Genomic DNA, 16779 nt, shown 5'->3' on the forward strand with positions numbered 1-16779 from the left:
TATTCCTCCATGCAGATTAATTACCCCGACTAATGATACTGGATATATATGAAATTAGGATTTTGTAAAGAGAAGTTAAAAAGAAAGGCTCTTGCTCCGGTGGGAGCAAGAGCCTTTCTAAGCTTAAGGATATGGCAGTAATTGATAATTCTTATTTGATGAACAGCATTTCAGAGTAGCTGGGCAGGCACCAGAGGTCGTCTGCAACAACTTCTTCAAGCTGGTCTGCATACTTGCGGACTTCAAGCATTGCCGGAAGTGCGGTGTCGCAGAGGTATCTTGCTTCTTTCTCAATATCACCTTCAGGCTTGGCGTCCATGATTTTGCCGAGCTCGATGTTGGCAGACTGCATGCCGCGCAGCTTTGCAGTTACGTCTTCGAGAGTGCCGGTGGTGAATTCTACGCCGATTTCTTTCATGGCAGCGCAGGTTTCAGCCAGTTCTTTCTGGTAGCGAACTGCGCCGGGGAGGATGTGGGTCTGGGCCAGTTTGCTGACCAGGGCAGCCTCGGTGACGATGGCCTGATTGTACTGTTCAAGGTAGATTTCTTTACGGCTTTCCAGTTCTTCTTCAGTGAATACACCGTATTTGGTGAACATTGCCACTGAATCGGCAGAAGCAATTTCGGGAATGGCGTCTGCGGAGGTGCGCAGGTTGGGCAGGCCGCGTTCTTCAACTGCTTCCTTGTGCCATTCGTCGGAGTAGCCGTCGCCGTTGAAGACGATCTGTCCGTGTGCATCCATGATGTCTTTGATGACTTTGTTTACGGCATCGTTGAGCTTGGACTTGTCGCCGCCCATGATTTTTTCCATTTCATCAGCGATGAAATCAAGAGAATCAGCCATCATGGTGTTCAGTGCAACCTGAGGACCGGCAATGGAGAGGTTGGAACCTACTGCGCGGAATTCAAAGCGGTTGCCAGTGAATGCGAACGGGCTGGTACGGTTACGGTCACCTGCATCTCTGGGCAGCGGAGGCAGGGTGTCTACGCCGGCCTTGAGGAAGCCTGTGGAAGTGGGGTTCGGAGAGTCGCCTTCCTGAATCTTGTTGAGGATTTCGGAGAGGTGTTCACCGAGGAAGATGGACATGATTGCCGGGGGAGCTTCGTTGGCACCGAGGCGGTGGTCGTTGGAAGCGGTGGCAACCACTGCGCGCAGGAGCTTGCTGTGCATGTGTACTGCACGGATAACTGCGGCACAGAAGATCAGGAACTGTGCGTTCTCATGGGGGTTGTCGCCCGGATCAAACAGGGAGCCGTGGCCGTTGCTGCTCAGGGAGTAGTTTACGTGTTTACCGGAACCGTTGATGCCTGCGAAAGGTTTTTCGTGCAGCAGGCAGACCATACCGTGTTTTTTGGCCACGCTTTTGAGGGTGGTCATGATCATCTGGTTGTGGTCGGTGGCGATGTTGGACTGTTCAAAAACAGGAGCGATTTCGAACTGTCCGGGAGCGACTTCGTTATGACGGGTTTTAACCGGAACACCCAGTTTGTAGAGTTCGTGTTCTACGTCCATCATAAAGGAAAGCACGCGGCGGGGGATTGCGCCGAAGTAGTGGTCGTCCAGTTCCTGTCCTTTTGCGGGTTTTGCGCCGAAAAGGGTTCTGCCGGACATCATGAGGTCGGGGCGTGCAAAGTAGAAGTTGCGGTCAACGAGGAAGTATTCCTGTTCAGGACCGGCATTGGATACAACGCGGTTTCCGGAATCATCGCCGAAGATGTTCAGGATGCGCTGTGCGGAAGTATTGACCACCTGAGTTGCTTTCAGCAGCGGGGTCTTTTTGTCCAGTGCTTCACCTTTCCAGGAAATGAATGCGGTGGGGATGCACAGAAAAGTTCCGTTGGGGTTCTCAAGGATGTATGCGGGGCTGGTTACGTCCCAGGCAGTGTAACCGCGAGCTTCAAAGGTGGCGCGCAGGCCGCCGTTGGGGAAGCTGGATGCATCGGGTTCACCCTGAATGAGCAGTTTGCCTTCGAATTCGGCAATGCAGTTGCCGTTGCCGTCGGGAGAGATGAAGCTGTCATGCTTTTCTGCGGTCATGCCGGTCAGGGGATAGAAAACGTGAGTGTAATGGGTCGCGCCTTTTTCCATGGCCCATTCTTTCATTGCGTTTGCAACTGTGTCGGCGATGGAAGGATCGATTGCAGCACCTTCTTCAATGGTTTTTTTCAGAGATTTGTAGACTTTCTTGGGAAGTCTGTCCTTCATTACGTTGTCGTTGAAGACGTTGCAGCCGAAGAGTTCGGTGGGTTTGGTGTCGGCAAAGCTGAAGGATGCTTCAGGGGTAGAGTAGTTGGTCACTGCGGTGATCGCACCCTGGCGGGAGGTGTTTGAACTCATTTGAAAAAACTCCTTGAATATTTTTTATTGGTTATCTCCGCATGGCGGAGATTTTTGGGCTTTCATCAAATCTGCTCAGGTATAAGCAGATGGTGTGCCGAAAGTGTTTTGTTGTTTTATTTTAGCGTCTTATGTGGGTTGTGTGTCTCTGGTGTGTTGTACTAACTTACAAAAATGTAGAATGAGTCTGTGTTGAAACAGAACTTTGTTACAAAATTGTAATTTTATTTTGTAGACGAACTCTTTGGTTGGGTTTTGCTTACAAAATTGTATAGAATAGATTTAAAAGAGCGGAGATTTGTATGAAAAGCAGTGTTTTTCGTAAAAAAAGCGCTTGAGAAAGAATGCACGTGGATCATTTTTACGACCTGCGGAAACTGTCTACATTAATATATATGGGTTGTCAGCTGGAAATTAAAAAAATATTGGCAGGAAAATGGAAATGGCGATTTATCAGGCTGTTTTCGTGCTGAGATTCAGGGAAAACTGTTTTCATTTTAACGTAGTTTTTTTCAGAAAATGATCTGGTATATTTCGAATAATCAGCGCGTGTAGGAGCAGTTATTTGCTATTTAGGCGTAGGGCGGTTGATTTGTGAATCAATAGAAAGTGCGGCTATAAAATGCGTGTGTTCCTGATCTGTTAGCTGTATTTTGTGTTTTGATTAAATTTTTAATGTTACAGTCTGCGCTCAATCTCTTGAATTTAGTAGAAGAAAATGCTAATTTTCGCTCCTTCGCAAATAATCGACGGATTATTTTCCTGTTGATCGGTCTATCTTCATTTTTCTGATGAAGATTTTTTTTAGAAATGATGTTTCAGTCTTGGAGGATTCATGAAAAAACTGCTTACTCTCATCGTTGCTGCTATGATTACCGCAACCATGGTCGGAACTGCTTTTGCCGGTAAACTTACCGTTGCCTGTGACACCAGCTTCCCTCCTTTTGAATTTAAAGATCCTGCTACCGGAAAGCACACCGGTTTTGACGTTGAGCTCTGGGAAGCCATTGCCAAGAAAATCGGTGCAGATTACGACCTGCAGCCCATGGACTTCAACGGCATTATCCCCGGTCTGCAGTCCAACCAGCTGGATGTAGGTATCGCCGGTATCACCATTAAGCCTGAACGTGCAAAAGTAGTTGATTTCTCCGATGGCTACTACAATTCCGGTCTGCTCATCCTCGTTAAAAAGGACAACAACTCCATTAACGGAATCGAAGATCTCAAAGGCAAAATCATTTCCACCAAGCTGTCCACCTCTTCCGCAGACTTCGCCAAGACTGCAAACGCCAAGGAAGTTAAACTTTACCCCAACAACGACGCCATGTTCATGGAACTCATGACCGGCGGTGCTGATGCTGTTATCTTTGACTCCCCGGTTATCGCGGACTTCATGCGCAAAGCAGGTAAAGGTCAGGTTAAAGTTGTCGGTCCTCTCTACAACGGCCAGCAGTACGGTATTGCTTTCCCCAAAGGAAGTGCTCTGGTTGCTAAAGTCAACGCAGCTCTTAAAGACCTGCGCGCAGACGGTACCTACCGTGAACTGTACGTAAAATGGTTCGGTACTGAGCCTAAATAATTAGTCTCAATTATTCTTATAAGTTCAATGGGGCGGCAATATTGCCGCCCCTCATTATTTTTTTACAGGGGTCGTAATGGCATTCGCATTTGACACTACAGTTTTCTGGGACACATTTCCCATGCTCATGCGTGGTCTCAAACTTACAATTGAGATCACCATCGGCGGTCTGTTTTTCGGATTTTTACTTGGAAGCGCAGCTGGTTTGATGAAGCTTTCCCGCAATTTTTTCACCAGAAAAATTGCCGGGGTTTACGTTGAAGCCATCAGGGGTACACCCATGCTTGTTCAAGCCATGTTCCTTTATTACGGGGTTCCCATGGCTTTGGGGATGCGCATTCCTCCCATTACCGCCGGTATCATTATTATCGCAGTCAATTCAGGTGCCTATATTGCTGAAATCGTACGCGGTGCGGTTCAGTCTATCCATAAAGGACAGTTTGAGGCCGGACGCTCCATAGGCCTGACCAATGCCCAGACCATGCGTTTTGTTATCTGGCCGCAGGCACTTAAGCGTATGATTCCGCCCCTTGGCAACCAGTTTATCATCAGCCTTAAAGATACCTCGCTGCTTATGGTTATCGGTGTCGGCGAACTCATGAGAACCGGGCAGGAGATCACTTCCGTGAACTTCCGCGCTTTTGAGGTCTATCTTGCCGTTGCCTGTGTCTATCTTGTTATGACTCTGTCCATCGCTTATGTAATGCGCCGCATTGAGAAAAAGCTGAATACTTCCCGGAGGTAGTGAAATGATTGAGATTAAGAACCTTCATAAAAGTTTCGGGAAGCTTGAAGTTATCAAGGGTATCGACCTAAAGGTTGAATCCGGCGAAGTTGTCTGTATTATCGGGCCTTCCGGGTCCGGTAAATCCACCGTGCTGCGCTGCATCAACAAGCTTGAAGAGCCTACTTCCGGAACCATCATTGTTGACGGTCATGATATTATGGCTAAGGACACCAATATCAACGAAGTGCGTACTGAAGCCGGCATGGTCTTTCAGCAGTTCAACCTCTTCCCGCACATGACCATTCTTGAGAACGTGACCCTCGGTCCTGTCAAGGTCCGTAAGATGGGTAAGAGTGATGCAGACGAGCTTGGCCTGAAGCTGCTGGAGAAGGTCGGCCTTAAAGACAAGGCCCGCAACTATCCGGAACAGCTTTCCGGCGGGCAGAAACAGCGTGTGGCTATTGCCCGCTCCCTGGCTCTGCAGCCAAAGGTTATTCTTTTTGATGAACCCACCTCTGCGCTTGACCCGGAGCTGGTAGGTGAGGTGCTTGAAGTAATGCAGAAGCTGGCTAAAGAGGGCATGACCATGATCGTGGTTACCCACGAAATGGGTTTTGCCAAGGAAGTTGCCGACCGCCTTATTTTCATTGATGAGGGCATTATTCAGGAAGAAGGCGATCCTACCGAGGTTTTCGCTAATCCCAAGAATCCGAGGTTGAAAGATTTTCTCGGAAAGGTTGTATCCCATATTTAAAGGGATCATCAAAACGTGATTATAAGGGCAGTCCTTCGGGGCTGCCTTTTTTATTTGCAGTATGTTATTTTGCTGGAACTGGTTGACGTATCCGGTTCTTTGTTAAATAAGGGTAGTATCTTTAAATTTGAAATTCGGGAGGCTTATTTAATGAAGAAATTTCTCAGTTGCAGTGTTGTCGTACTTGTTGTGGTCCTGATGAGTTCTTTCGCGTTTGCCGATGGTTATCCTGAACTGCGCGGTACATGGGTCGGAACAGTTAAATTGATTACCAAGGAAGGCGAGCGCAGGGACAACAAGGCTGTATTCATTATCAAGAAGCAGGATGGAAATCTCTTTTCAGGCGAGAAAGCATGGTTTGCTCCGAATAAGGAGAATCTTGTTACTGAAAAGTTCTGCGGCGTTATCGGTGCTGACGGCATGAGTCTCTATTTTGCCGAGGGTGAGGATGGATATACTTTGGGAACATTGACCGGTAAGGAAAATATGTCTCTCTACTATCTTGAGACTGGGCGCAAAGCCATGGCTATTTCTTATTCCATGGAGAGAGTCCGCTTTGCCCGCGCATTTGTCGATATCGATAAAGACGGCAGCAAGACCATTATCCGTTCTGAGGTTGTTAAGGTTTATCCTCTCAATGCCGAACGCATCATGCGCGAAGCTGATCTGAATAAAGATGGAAAGCTGAGCAAAAAAGAATGGGAAGAATGGAAAAAAGGTAAGTAATTTTATTTCAATTGAATTAAAAAAGGCACGGATTTCGGTCCGTGCCTTTTGGTTTTTGATGCAATTTTAAGGTTCGTGTGTGGATTAATTCAAAGCTTCCACGATGGTTTCCCCAAATTTCTTTGATGTCTTAGGGTCGTTTGCAGTGATTAATTTGCCGTCAGCTACAACCTTTCCTTAAATTTAATAGTAATTTTATATATTTTATCCTTAACTTCCGGTCAATGGGGTAATTTGTTTTTTGCGATTGAAAAAATAACCCGACCATGAAATAGTTCAGATTAAATTATTTAATAATCGTAAGCTTGTGCGGGGGGAATATGAGTGATGCGTGGGCGGTGCTGTTGGCCGGGATCGGGGGATTTTGTCTGGCTTATGGATTGATGCAGGCCCGGGAGCAGGGCAGGGGTGCGGATAAGGAATTTCAGTTGTGGCGTAAAGAAATGCGTAAAATGGCTGTGCTGATTACCAACCACACTCCCAGACAGTTCGGTGGGTGCGCAGGCAGCAAGTCTTCAGTAATGGCGGTTGCCAGATTGAGACGGCTGCATACTGCACTGGCAATCAGGTTGTTGCCCGGCGACACTACAGGATTGAAGCTTTTGAGCTGTCTTAACAAATTGATAGCGGATATTGATGGCGGGAAAGCCGGGCAGGAAAGCCATGCGGAAGTAATCCGTATGTTTGCTGTCTTATTGGCTCAGCGGGGTGTCATGGGGCACTCATCGTCCGTATTATCGTTTAACGCTTTTTTCCGCTGGCTGTACAATTTGCCCGATTACCTGACTGAGTATGACCGGGAACGCAAGACTAATTAAATTATGAAGGCCCTTCGCAGCTCTGCGCAGGGCCTTGTTTTTTCAGGTGCCAGCAATGGCATAGAATCTACAATTTAGCGAAGAACTCTCGCTCCTCATTGTTAAGATAGGTCGGCTGCCGTTCTTTTTTTACGAACAGGTTGAAGACCATGATATGTACCCAGTGTCGACGCAACAGGTCCCGGTGGGGGTGCATGGTGGTCCACCATTCATTTTCGCTCATCTGTTTGTCGATTTTTACATGGCATGCATGGCCGGTGAATGTCTGTTTTATACTCTCTAGAAGTTTTTTAAAATCAGGTTCAGTCCGGTTGAAAATGGCAAGTGCTATTTTGCAGGATTGCCACATTTCGGCATCCAGCAATTCATTAAGGTTGTAGACCAGTCCTTCAGGGCACTGCCAGGTGAAGCATTTGCCTGTCAGTGCTGACTTATCTGCAAAAGAAATGTTGAAATCTATCCTGCCCGGACGGTTAAAAATATCATCATTGTCATTGTCCGTAAAATGAGTGTTGAGATTTGAAACAAGAATGTTGCGCAGGTCCTGATCGTTATGGACGGTATAGATGTCAGGTGTCCGTTCAAAACTGTTTCCGGTATGGCGCAGAATGCGAATTGCATTAATGAAGTCTTTTTCCGGTATAACAAGAATTTCAGTTTTAGCGTTTTTTGCGGAGTTGTGCTTCAGTTTGCGCCGGGTATTAACAGGGTTGAACACGGCGGTATCAGGTTTGGGGTCGAGATGCAGCTCGACAGTTCTTTTCCTGTTGCGTCTCTTGGAAACAGCAATGACCGCCAGCTTATGCAGTCTTTTGTTGAACTGGGCAATGTCCTGATCCTGCCATGCGAGATATTTGTTTATTTTTTCATAATTACGCAGGAAATGGTCTTTGAAGGCTTTCGGGTCAGAATAAAGCGGCCTGACATAGTATTTAATTATGCGGTCTTCTTTGATGGTAAAACTGGGGCCGCCGTGCCTGTAATGCATGCTCGGTCTGCTGACCAGAAGCCGCTTGTCGCCGGAGTAGGGGATTTCCACCTGAGTGATCATTCCATCTTTTAAATCAGGGGGGGGCTGACCGTTCTCAGGACGATAGATTCTTCCCGCAGGAGTGAGCCGGCACAGGGCAGGTTTGCTCATGCGGATTTTATCCTCGTGCAGTATTATCTGATTAACGGAGTTTTGCTCGGTGATACGTTGGATAAGTTCAGAATCGGAAGCGGCAAGGAATTCCTCTTCCGGGATAGCTTCGACCTGCGGAATGATACTGTTGTACACATTCTCAAGAATTACGCTTAATTCGCAGTCATTAAACAGGTTATTTCGATGTTGTTTCACCATGGCTGCCTCCTGTGAGGCAAAAAATTGACTCTTTTTTTGTTGTCACCAAGATTTATGCAAGAGTTATTCCTGAGATAATGGGAGGTGGAAGAGGGAAAGAAGTGACTGCTGGATGTTTAAAACGGATAGCTGTCAGTCTGTTGATAAATGTAATAATTGTTTGCAAGGTGTCAATACGGATTTCGGCAGCAGGTGGTTAAATTGCAAGCAATGGTGTATCATTTGGTTTCAGGTATTAAAATTTTCACCGGTGCGGGGTAATGATGCGCTATCTTGTCTGGTCTGCAGTATTTCTGTTTTTGTTCACGTCTGTGGCCGGAGCTGAGAAAATCAGGGTCGGTGGCTCCGGATATTGGTCTCCATATTGTTACACTGTTTCTGATGAACCCTTAGTGCTCAAAGGTTTCACTGTGGACTTTCTCAAGGAAGTTTTCAGTCGTCCGGATGACGCTTTGAATCTCATGGCATTACCTTGGAAGAGGTGTCTGGCCATGCTTGGGAATAATGAACTTGATCTTGTGCTCGATGGCAGCAGGAAGTCTCCTCGACTTAAAGACTATCTGTTTTCAAAGGAAATTTACCATCTTGATAATGCCTTGCTTTACCTCAAAAGCAGGTTTCCGCATGGGCCGGATATAAAGAGTGCCGCTGAGATAGATAAGTATTCTCTGGGGGGAGTTTTCGGTTTTAATTACAAGGTTTATCCGTTTGATGTTTCCAAGGTTCAGAAAGGAGCCAAGGATATTGAAACCATGCTTAAGATGCTTGAAAAGAGGCGTTTTGAACTGGCTATCGGTTTTGAGCAGATAGTGCGTTCACGGATGAGATTGAAAGGCATTAGTGATACGGATATTGCCTGTATTCCCATGCCCGGAGTTGAGTCTTTGCATTTTTATATATTCGGCAATCATACCCCCAAAACAAGACGGCTTATTCAAAGGATAGATTCTGCATTGGGCGAAATGGCGGCAGACGGTCGGCTTGAGAGATTAAAGCGAAAGTATGGATTGCAGGGGGACTGGAAGTAGCAGATGGATTAGTAGGATATGTTTGAAGCCTCCCCGGCTTGGTTGGGCCGGGGAGGGATTTTTAGTTTTGCCTTTCTTTATTATATCACCCCATAAAGCGGTCCACCCGGCGCGGACAGCTCATCCACCCGTTTTTCCGCTTCCGGGTCGGGATCAAGAGGCGGTGCCTGATAGCTTTTCATTCTGGCGTCGATGATGATTGCTTTTTCCGCGCCCCAGTGTTTGGCTTTGTTGAAGGCTCCGGCTCCGTAGATGTCGGTTGCCGGGTCGGAGCGGGTGAAGGTCACCCAGAGGAAGTTCTCCCAGTCTTTGGCGGTGAAGTCAGGATCATCCACAACCACGATCATGGGGAAGCCTTCGATTTTTCCGGTGTGGGCCAATGCTTCACCCAGCTTTTCCATTTGCGGATCACCTTCTCCGCGTGCGCTGGTGCTTTTGCGTCCTTTGAGCAGCATGATTCCGGGGGCGAATATTTTTGCTTCCCCGAAACCGTCGGGCAGGGTGGGGAGTTCGGGCAGCTCTTTGGCCAGTTCCCGTTTTTTTGATCCGGCGGCGGCGAAGATCAGCTTTGAACCTTCATTGAAGCCCATGCCGGAGTAGTCGAGGGTATCGATGGTTGTGCGGGTGATGAAATGGAGGTCCCGTTTCAGGTTGGCCCGTTCAAGCATGTGTTTGAAGAAGACCGGGATATTGTGGCAGTTTTCGCCGTGTTCCATGTCTTCTTTTGCGCCGATGAAAAGGTATTTTGCAAGGGCGGTCTGGGTGTTGCCGAGCAGGGCCATTGCATTGGTCAGCAATTCCTGCGGCTGGCGTTCTTCGGCGTATGGAACATACCGTTCACTGCCCACGGCCAGCAGCAGCGGATGGACCCCGGCCACATCCACGGCGTGGACTTCATGTACCCCGGAGAATACGGACGGCACCAGCTCGGAAGTGAGTTCATGGATGAAATCGCCGAACATGGTGTCTTCCTGCGGCGGGCGTCCCACTGATGTGAAAGGCCAGATGGCGTCTGTGCGGTGGTAGACCTTGTCCACTTTGAGCACCGGGAAATCATGGGTCAGGCTGTAGTAGCCGATATGGTCGCCGAAAGGTCCTTCCGGTTTTTGCTCATTGCTGATGGTCCCGCAGATGCAGAAATCCGCCTCGGCAGGGACGGGCAGGCCATTGGGACGCATAACCATAGGGATGCGGTGTCCACCCAGTGATCCGGCAAAGAATATTTCCGCAATTCCTTCCGGCAATGGCATGACTGCGGCAATGGTCATGGATGGCGCACCGCCCACGGCAATATTGACCTTGAGTTTTTCACCTTTCTTAAGAGCCTCCGCATGGTGGTGGCCGATGCTGCGGTGAATCTGGTAGTGCAGTCCCACTTCAGTATTGGTGTACTCGTTTCCCGAAAGCTGCACCCGGTACATGCCGATGTTAGACTCTGCGAATCCCGGATTATTCGGGCTTTCGGAATAGACCTGCGGCAGGGTGATGAAAGCACCGCCGTCCATGGGCCATGACTTGAGCTGCGGCAGCTGGGCGATGGTGGTTTCATTGGCAGTCACCGGGCCTTCAGAAAGTTTGCGCGGCAGGGTGTGGTATGCGGTTCTCGGTGCGCCCAGATATTTCCACGGGCGTTTCATTGCTTCCATGGGGCTGAGCTTCAGTTTCATGAGTCTTTCCACGGTCTCGATGGTATCGCGGAAAATGAAGTGCAGCCGCTCTTTGGTGCCGAAAATATTGGCGGCCATGGGAAATTTGCAGCCTTTCACATTGGTGAAGAGCAGGGCCGGGCCGCCGGCCTGAAAGACGCGTCGCTGGATGATTCCGGCTTCGATATTCGGGTCGATTTCCTGATCTATGCGTAAAAGGTCGCCTTTGGCTTCAAGGGCATCAAGGCATTCTTTGGTGTTTTTGTATCCCATTATATCTTTATCCTTTGCTGGAAATTATGCTCGTGCGGCAGAGTGTATGGATTCAGGAGGCGGGAATCAAGTTTTATCGGGCGTAAAAAAGCCTGCCGGGTCAGGGCAGGCTTGGAAAACATGTGCGGTGATCTTTTAGCCCAGAATTTTATTAGCCAGCAGCTTCTGGATGCCGACCACATCACTGCCGCTTTTCAGTTCCTTGCTGATGGGGTCGCGGCGGCCGGAAACCCACATTTTGAGTTCCGAATCCATGTCGAAATGCCCGGCTGTTTCCACGGAAAAGGTGGATATGGATTTGTACGGAATGGACATGTATTCGACTTTTTTTCCGGTCAATCCCTGTTTATCGATAAGGATCAGTCTGCCGGAGGTGAAGACATACATGTCGCGGATAACCTTGAAGGCCCGCTCAACCCTTTCACTGTCACCCAGTATAGGGGAGAGTTCTTCCTGTACGTCTGCAACATCCACTTCAGATGCATTACCCATTAATCCGTCAAGAATTCCCATGATATCTCCATTAGTTTTATGACATATTGCCTTGGTTAAGTAATAAAATGATATGTTTGATAGTAACTTAAGGATTAAATTGTGTCGAGCCGGGAAAAGTTAAAATCACTTGCTGTTCGCAGGAAAAGCCTTGGATACGCATCTCTCATGCAGGTCTATGAGATGCTTCGGCAAATAATCCTGATACTTATTCTTGTATTCACCTTCGTAGTGTCCATCAATAATCCGGTTGATTTTTGAGATTATTTTTCTGCCCCATCTGTTTTTGGAGCAGCCGACATAGCTTAGAATATATTCAGGCATTTCGCGAATGGGGATGAAAATGAATTTGTCTTCGACTGCCCCTTGCAAGATAAGCCATTGCAGCTCGTGGGGATAGCCGATGGCATAGTCGATACTGCGTTCAGCCTGGATATTTTTGAGTAGGGATTCCAGCAGGTCTTCCCGGTAATGGACTATGAGTTTGTCCGAATCAGGGTTGTCGTCCACAATGCTGTCCACGGCTCCTCCGTAGCGTCGTCCTTTGGATATTCCCATGCGCATGGGGGAGTTTTGGAAAAGTTTGTTAATGGAAATGAAACCTTGCTCGTCCATGTACGGCTTAAATAAATTCACACGTGATTTGAGCGTGATTACTCCATTGGATAGATACAGCATAACCGGTTCACTGAACTGGATGTATTTTTCCCGGTCCGGGGTTTTCATCATGGTTACGCAGCAGCTGTTTGTTGAGGCCATCTGCTTTAATATGCGCCCGTAATTGGCTGTGTGGTTTGTGTGCTTGTATTCAGGCAGGGCTTTTTGGAGTTTGCACTCCAGATGATTTTCATGTCCGGTTCCCTTCAATTTGCCGCATATGATGTTGGAGGGCGGGAAGTCCGCATGATACCAGTTGATCTCGTCTTCGTTTTGCGTGCATTGCCCCGGTAATGGATGCAGAAGGATGCATGATAATATGATAAAAAAGATTAGGCGCATTTTATACTATCCGGTAAAAATTGATATCGTTTTAATCATATCTGATTTGTTATTTTTCGTCACTATGCCTGCGTTATTAATTTATTCTTGAGTGAAAAAGTTCGTTATTAATTCTTGATACCTGCTCAGTACCGATGCTAAAAACACATCCATGAAAGACAACCCGACCCTCCATAAGGCTGAAGATTTGCTTGGCATTGAGGCCAGTTTTAAGATTTATCCCTTTACCGAAGGCACCGGATGTCCGGTCAGCGACATTCAGGAACCGCACCTGCATGATTTTTATGTGGTTCATTATGTTTTGTCTGGAAGCGGCAGCTGTGTAATTGATTTTGAGACCTATGATATTATTCCCGGTTCCTTGTATTTCGTCTCGCCGGGGCAATTGCATCTGTGGAACCCTGAAAACGGGGTTGACGGTTTTGTCATGGTTTTTACTGATGAATTTCTGAAATCCCCGGAAGCCCCGGTGCATAATGTTTTTGAGCTGGAATTTTTCAACAGCGTGGTCAATTCGCCCATGTTTATGCTTTCGTCCGAGCAGAAGAATGAGCTTGCCGGAGTAATGTCGAATCTGTGCCGGGAATTCAGCGACAGAAAGCCGGGCTTTGAAACCGTGCTGCGGTCATATTTCCATATTTTGATGGTCAGCCTGCAACGCATGTTTGCGGACCGTCTGCAAAGACCCGGCGCAAGGGCGGAAAACCGTATTGTGCGCGAGTTCAAGAAGCTTGTTGCCTCGGATCACAGTTTACAGTTGCGGGTGCAGGATTATGCCGAGATGATGAACGTCAGCGTAAGCAGGCTCAGTGCGGTGATTAAAGAAGTCACCTGCCTGACTCCGGGGCAGATTGTACGCAACGAACTGGTGACCTCTGCCAAGCGCATGCTGGCTAATTCCGACCTCAATGTTTCCGAAATATGCTATGAATTGAAATTTGAAGATCCGTCTTATTTCGGGAAATTTTTCAAGCGTGAGACAGGGGTCACCCCTTCAGTGTTTCGGGAACACGTGAGAGGAAAGTACCAGCAATTGGCATAAAACTGCCTTCATATTTTTATTGTCACGGGCTACTCTGATTTGCAGTTGAAATCGCAAAAAGGAGAAATCTTATGACTTTGAAAGATATAACCGAAGCAGCTGAAAAGATCGGCTGTTTGACCATGACCAGTCTTGACAGCTCCACCATGCACAGCCGTATTATCAGTCTTTGTGGCGGGGACGACGAAGGACTTTATTTTCTGACCATGAATGTGAAGCCTTTTTATCGTCAGCTGAAAGCCAACCCGCAGATTGCCGTTTGCGGTATTTATCCCACCAGTCGCAAGGAAGGAAAGAACAAGGACGGTCAGCCCTACTTCCCTCCGGGATACACCCTGCGCATTACCGGGGAGGCGCGTGAAGTCTCCATGGATGAATTGCGTGCAAAGGCTGAAGCCGGGAATCCTATCCACCGGTACGTGCTTGAAGATCACGAGCGTTATCCTGCGATCAGGCTTTTTTGTATCCACAAGGGCAGGGGCGAGATTTTTGATTTCGATTTTGAAATGGAGCACCGCGACCACAAACTCCTGCGCACCCGATTCGGGTTCGGCGGTGAGACATTTAATGAAGCCGGGGCGCGTATTGATCCCGATAGGTGTATGGCTTGCGGAGAATGTTCTGCGGTCTGTACTTTCAAGGCCATTGAAGAGGGCGAAGTGTACCGGGTGAACAGCTCACGCTGTGATGAGTGCGGCAGCTGTATACAGGTCTGTCCGGCGGAAGCCATTGATCTTTCTTTGACCATTTAATTTGATTGACAGTTATAGAAGCAAGGCGCGGTTTTTCATGGGCCGCGCCTTTTATTGTTCTGAATTTGACTTGCTGCATTCAATGCTTAAATTTTGCGCAAGGAGAATTCGATGTTTCATGGAAAAGTGAAGGCTGTGGCCTTTGATGCAGATGACACCCTGTGGGTCAATGAGCCTTTTTTTGACCGGGCCAAGGCGGATATCGCGGAAATGATGTCCGGGTATGCGCCTGCGGATAAATTTACTGAAGTGCTTGAACAGACCCAGTCCCGCAATATCGGAGTCTTTGGTTACGGAGTGAAGAGCTTTGTGATTTCCATGGTCGAGGCTGCCAATAAAGTCTCCCGGGGAAAAGTTACTGAAGCTGAGATCGCGAGCATTATTGAGCTGGGCAGGAGGATGCTGACCAATCCCGTGGAGCCTATTAAGGGAGTGGAAGAAGTGTTGCGCTCCCTTGGTAGTGAGTTCAAGTTGCTGATGATCACCAAAGGCGACGTGGCCGAGCAGCAGCGCAAAATCAGCCTGTCCGGATTTTCTTCATATTTTGATCATATTGAAATCCTTTCAGAAAAGGATGAAGCCGCTTATCGGCATATTCTCAGCAAATACAGCATCAGGCATGACGAGTTTCTTATGGTCGGCAATTCCGTGAAATCCGACATACTGCCTGTTGTTGAAATCGGCGGGCGGGCTGCGCATATCCCGTTTCATACCACTTGGGTGCATGAAGTTGTCTGTGCTGATAAGCTTTGCAGGCGGGATTATGTTGAGCTGGATAGTGTTGCAGAATTACTGCCGTTGTTGATTCATTCTTAAATTTGTGCTATTCTGTCAGGTTTGCTTTGACGAATTTATCACTTTCAATCTGTTGCAATGAGTGTTAATAAGTTTTTTGTCTGCGCACGGATGAATGCCAATGCATTTTTGTGCGCAGTTTGTTTGAAAACCATCAATAACCATGGTGAAAGCATTGTCTAAGCCTACAGAAAAAAGTTCAAAATTGGTCTCTATTTACGTAGAGAAGTATTGCAACCGCACCGGGCTCAACCTTCATCCCATGAAGGATGTATCCGATGCCGTGACCACCGGACTGGCCATGCATCTTGACCAGCTCAAACGTCCTCTTTGTCCCTGCAGGTTCTACCCGGACAAGCAGCAGGCGGTAGCAGAACGTGAATGGCTCTGCCCTTGTTCTGACATGAAGACTTACAAGTATTGTCACTGTATGCTTTTTGTTAACGAAGAAGGTATGCCTGTGACCGAGCATCTGCCCGAAGGACATGAGGGCCGTGAGACTTACGGCGATATTGCTGATCCGGCACCGGAAAAAATGCATCGCATGCTGCCTAACTAGGCAGCTGTTGTTCTAATCAAAAGCGAACGGACACAGGCTTTAAGCTTGTGTCCGTTTTTTGTTGATAATATTTTATTCTTTTTTCTTTCGTTTTTCTCTGCCCTTTATATACCATTGCTGATCGCCGTACATTTCATCTGAGCATTCCGGGCACAGGCCGTGGCTGAATGACGCTTCGGAGTATTTCTCAATATATGATTCAAGGTTGTTCCAATAGCCTTTATCGTCACGGATTTTTTTGCATTTGGCGCAGATGGGCATGAGTCCGCTGAGTGTTTTTACTTTTTCCAGTGCCTCGGAAAGTTCCGTGATCAATTTTTCTCTTTCACGCTCGGCTTCTTTCAGGTCGGTGATGTCGATAAAGCTTTCGATGTAGTAGCTTTTATCCGCTATATTTAAGGTCTTGACTGTTTTCAGTATGGTACGTTTTCCGCCGCCCACGGTAAGCAGGATTCTCTCTGACCTGTCCACGGTCTGGCCGAGGTCCGCAATGGGGCACTTTCCGTGTTCTGCCGGACAGATAAAATTATGGCATTCCTTGCCGATGATATTTTCCTTGCTGCGGCCGAGCATTTCCAGAGCGGTGCTGTTGACGTCCACGATTTTGCGTGTTTCAGCATCTACAACAATGACCCCGCTGAGAATGGAATCAAAGAGTGTTTCCATGAAAAGAGTGGATCTTGTGGTGGCATCAAGAAGGACCCGAACCGTGTTCCGGCATTCAGTGATACCTTCACGGCTTTCGAGCTCAACTATGCGCTGCTCCAGTTCTTCGTATGTCGGTTTTTTAGAATCCACTTTGCACCTATGCTGATAAAATTACTCAATATAAAATATACGGCATTGGTAGGGATTCGTCTATTAGAAATTAATTTTGCAGTGCTGTTTAGATTCAATTGTTTTTCTTGA

The 16779-nt window shown here is 47.6% G+C and carries 16 protein-coding genes; 10 read left to right on the forward strand and 6 right to left on the reverse strand.

All coding sequences use genetic code 11. The annotated features are described in order from the left end of the window. Window positions 1-151: 151 nt before the first annotated feature. The gene (locus tag FMR86_RS19120) at window positions 152-2338 is read right to left on the reverse strand and encodes a glutamine synthetase III (RefSeq protein ID WP_163353008.1); all 2187 of its coding nucleotides are present in this window, start codon (window positions 2336-2338) and stop codon (window positions 152-154) included. Window positions 2339-3173: 835 nt separating this feature from the next. Here FMR86_RS19120 and glnH point away from each other — a divergent pair. The 5 genes from glnH (at window position 3174) to FMR86_RS19145 (ending at window position 6942) form a co-directional block, all read left to right on the forward strand. Beyond that, window positions 3174-3917 carry a glutamine ABC transporter substrate-binding protein GlnH gene (gene glnH / locus FMR86_RS19125; RefSeq protein WP_163353009.1) on the forward strand — a complete coding sequence of 248 codons (744 nt, stop codon included), beginning with the start codon at window positions 3174-3176 and terminating at the stop codon, window positions 3915-3917. Window positions 3918-3993: 76 nt separating this feature from the next. Continuing rightward, entirely contained in the window at window positions 3994-4662 is a 669-nt protein-coding gene (locus FMR86_RS19130; protein WP_163353010.1) for an amino acid ABC transporter permease, read from the forward strand. Between the two features lie 4 nt (window positions 4663-4666). After that, entirely contained in the window at window positions 4667-5398 is a 732-nt protein-coding gene (locus FMR86_RS19135; RefSeq protein ID WP_163353011.1) for an amino acid ABC transporter ATP-binding protein, read from the forward strand. Between the two features lie 150 nt (window positions 5399-5548). After that, window positions 5549-6124, forward strand: a complete 576-nt coding sequence (locus tag FMR86_RS19140) for a calcium-binding protein (RefSeq protein ID WP_163353012.1) — start codon at window positions 5549-5551, stop codon at window positions 6122-6124. Window positions 6125-6444: 320 nt separating this feature from the next. Further along, complete coding sequence (locus tag FMR86_RS19145; RefSeq protein ID WP_163353013.1) at window positions 6445-6942, forward strand: hypothetical protein; 498 nt, start codon at window positions 6445-6447, stop codon at window positions 6940-6942. 67 nt (window positions 6943-7009) lie between these two features. Here FMR86_RS19145 and FMR86_RS19150 read toward each other — a convergent pair whose 3' ends face one another. Beyond that, window positions 7010-8284: a hypothetical protein gene (locus tag FMR86_RS19150; protein WP_163353014.1), complete on the reverse strand. Its 1275-nt coding sequence runs from the start codon at window positions 8282-8284 to the stop codon at window positions 7010-7012. Window positions 8285-8544: 260 nt separating this feature from the next. Here FMR86_RS19150 and FMR86_RS19155 point away from each other — a divergent pair, with 260 nt between their 5' ends. Continuing rightward, window positions 8545-9312, forward strand: coding sequence for an ABC transporter substrate-binding protein (locus FMR86_RS19155; RefSeq protein WP_163353015.1), 768 nt, complete (start codon window positions 8545-8547; stop codon window positions 9310-9312). 80 nt (window positions 9313-9392) lie between these two features. On the opposite strand, the gene FMR86_RS19160 is transcribed toward FMR86_RS19155, so the two are convergent. The 3 genes from FMR86_RS19160 to FMR86_RS19170 form a co-directional block, all read right to left on the reverse strand. Then, window positions 9393-11231, reverse strand: coding sequence for a UbiD family decarboxylase (locus FMR86_RS19160; RefSeq protein ID WP_163353016.1), 1839 nt, complete (start codon window positions 11229-11231; stop codon window positions 9393-9395). Between the two features lie 135 nt (window positions 11232-11366). Beyond that, window positions 11367-11744: a PH domain-containing protein gene (locus FMR86_RS19165; RefSeq protein ID WP_163353017.1), complete on the reverse strand. Its 378-nt coding sequence runs from the start codon at window positions 11742-11744 to the stop codon at window positions 11367-11369. Window positions 11745-11849: 105 nt separating this feature from the next. Then, window positions 11850-12722 carry a TIGR02285 family protein gene (locus tag FMR86_RS19170; protein WP_163353018.1) on the reverse strand — a complete coding sequence of 291 codons (873 nt, stop codon included), beginning with the start codon at window positions 12720-12722 and terminating at the stop codon, window positions 11850-11852. Between the two features lie 151 nt (window positions 12723-12873). Between FMR86_RS19170 and FMR86_RS19175 the strand changes: the two genes are divergently transcribed. The 4 genes from FMR86_RS19175 (at window position 12874) to FMR86_RS19190 (ending at window position 15870) form a co-directional block, all read left to right on the forward strand. After that, entirely contained in the window at window positions 12874-13764 is an 891-nt protein-coding gene (locus FMR86_RS19175; RefSeq protein WP_163353019.1) for an AraC family transcriptional regulator, read from the forward strand. Between the two features lie 71 nt (window positions 13765-13835). Beyond that, window positions 13836-14516, forward strand: a complete 681-nt coding sequence (locus tag FMR86_RS19180; protein WP_163353020.1) for a 4Fe-4S binding protein — start codon at window positions 13836-13838, stop codon at window positions 14514-14516. A 111-nt stretch (window positions 14517-14627) separates the two neighbouring features. After that, a complete protein-coding gene (locus FMR86_RS19185) occupies window positions 14628-15332 on the forward strand; it encodes an HAD family hydrolase (protein ID WP_163353021.1) in 705 nt (234 codons plus the stop codon). 145 nt (window positions 15333-15477) lie between these two features. After that, window positions 15478-15870: a ferredoxin-thioredoxin reductase catalytic domain-containing protein gene (locus FMR86_RS19190; protein WP_373682507.1), complete on the forward strand. Its 393-nt coding sequence runs from the start codon at window positions 15478-15480 to the stop codon at window positions 15868-15870. A gap of 72 nt (window positions 15871-15942) precedes the next feature. Here the strand turns inward: FMR86_RS19190 and FMR86_RS19195 are convergent, their stop codons facing one another. Next, window positions 15943-16668: a PAS domain-containing protein gene (locus tag FMR86_RS19195; RefSeq protein ID WP_163353023.1), complete on the reverse strand. Its 726-nt coding sequence runs from the start codon at window positions 16666-16668 to the stop codon at window positions 15943-15945. Between the last annotated feature and the right edge of the window lie 111 nt (window positions 16669-16779).

Origin of the sequence: Desulfovibrio sp. JC010 (genome assembly GCF_010470675.1) — a bacterium.
GTDB lineage: Bacteria > Desulfobacterota > Desulfovibrionia > Desulfovibrionales > Desulfovibrionaceae > Maridesulfovibrio.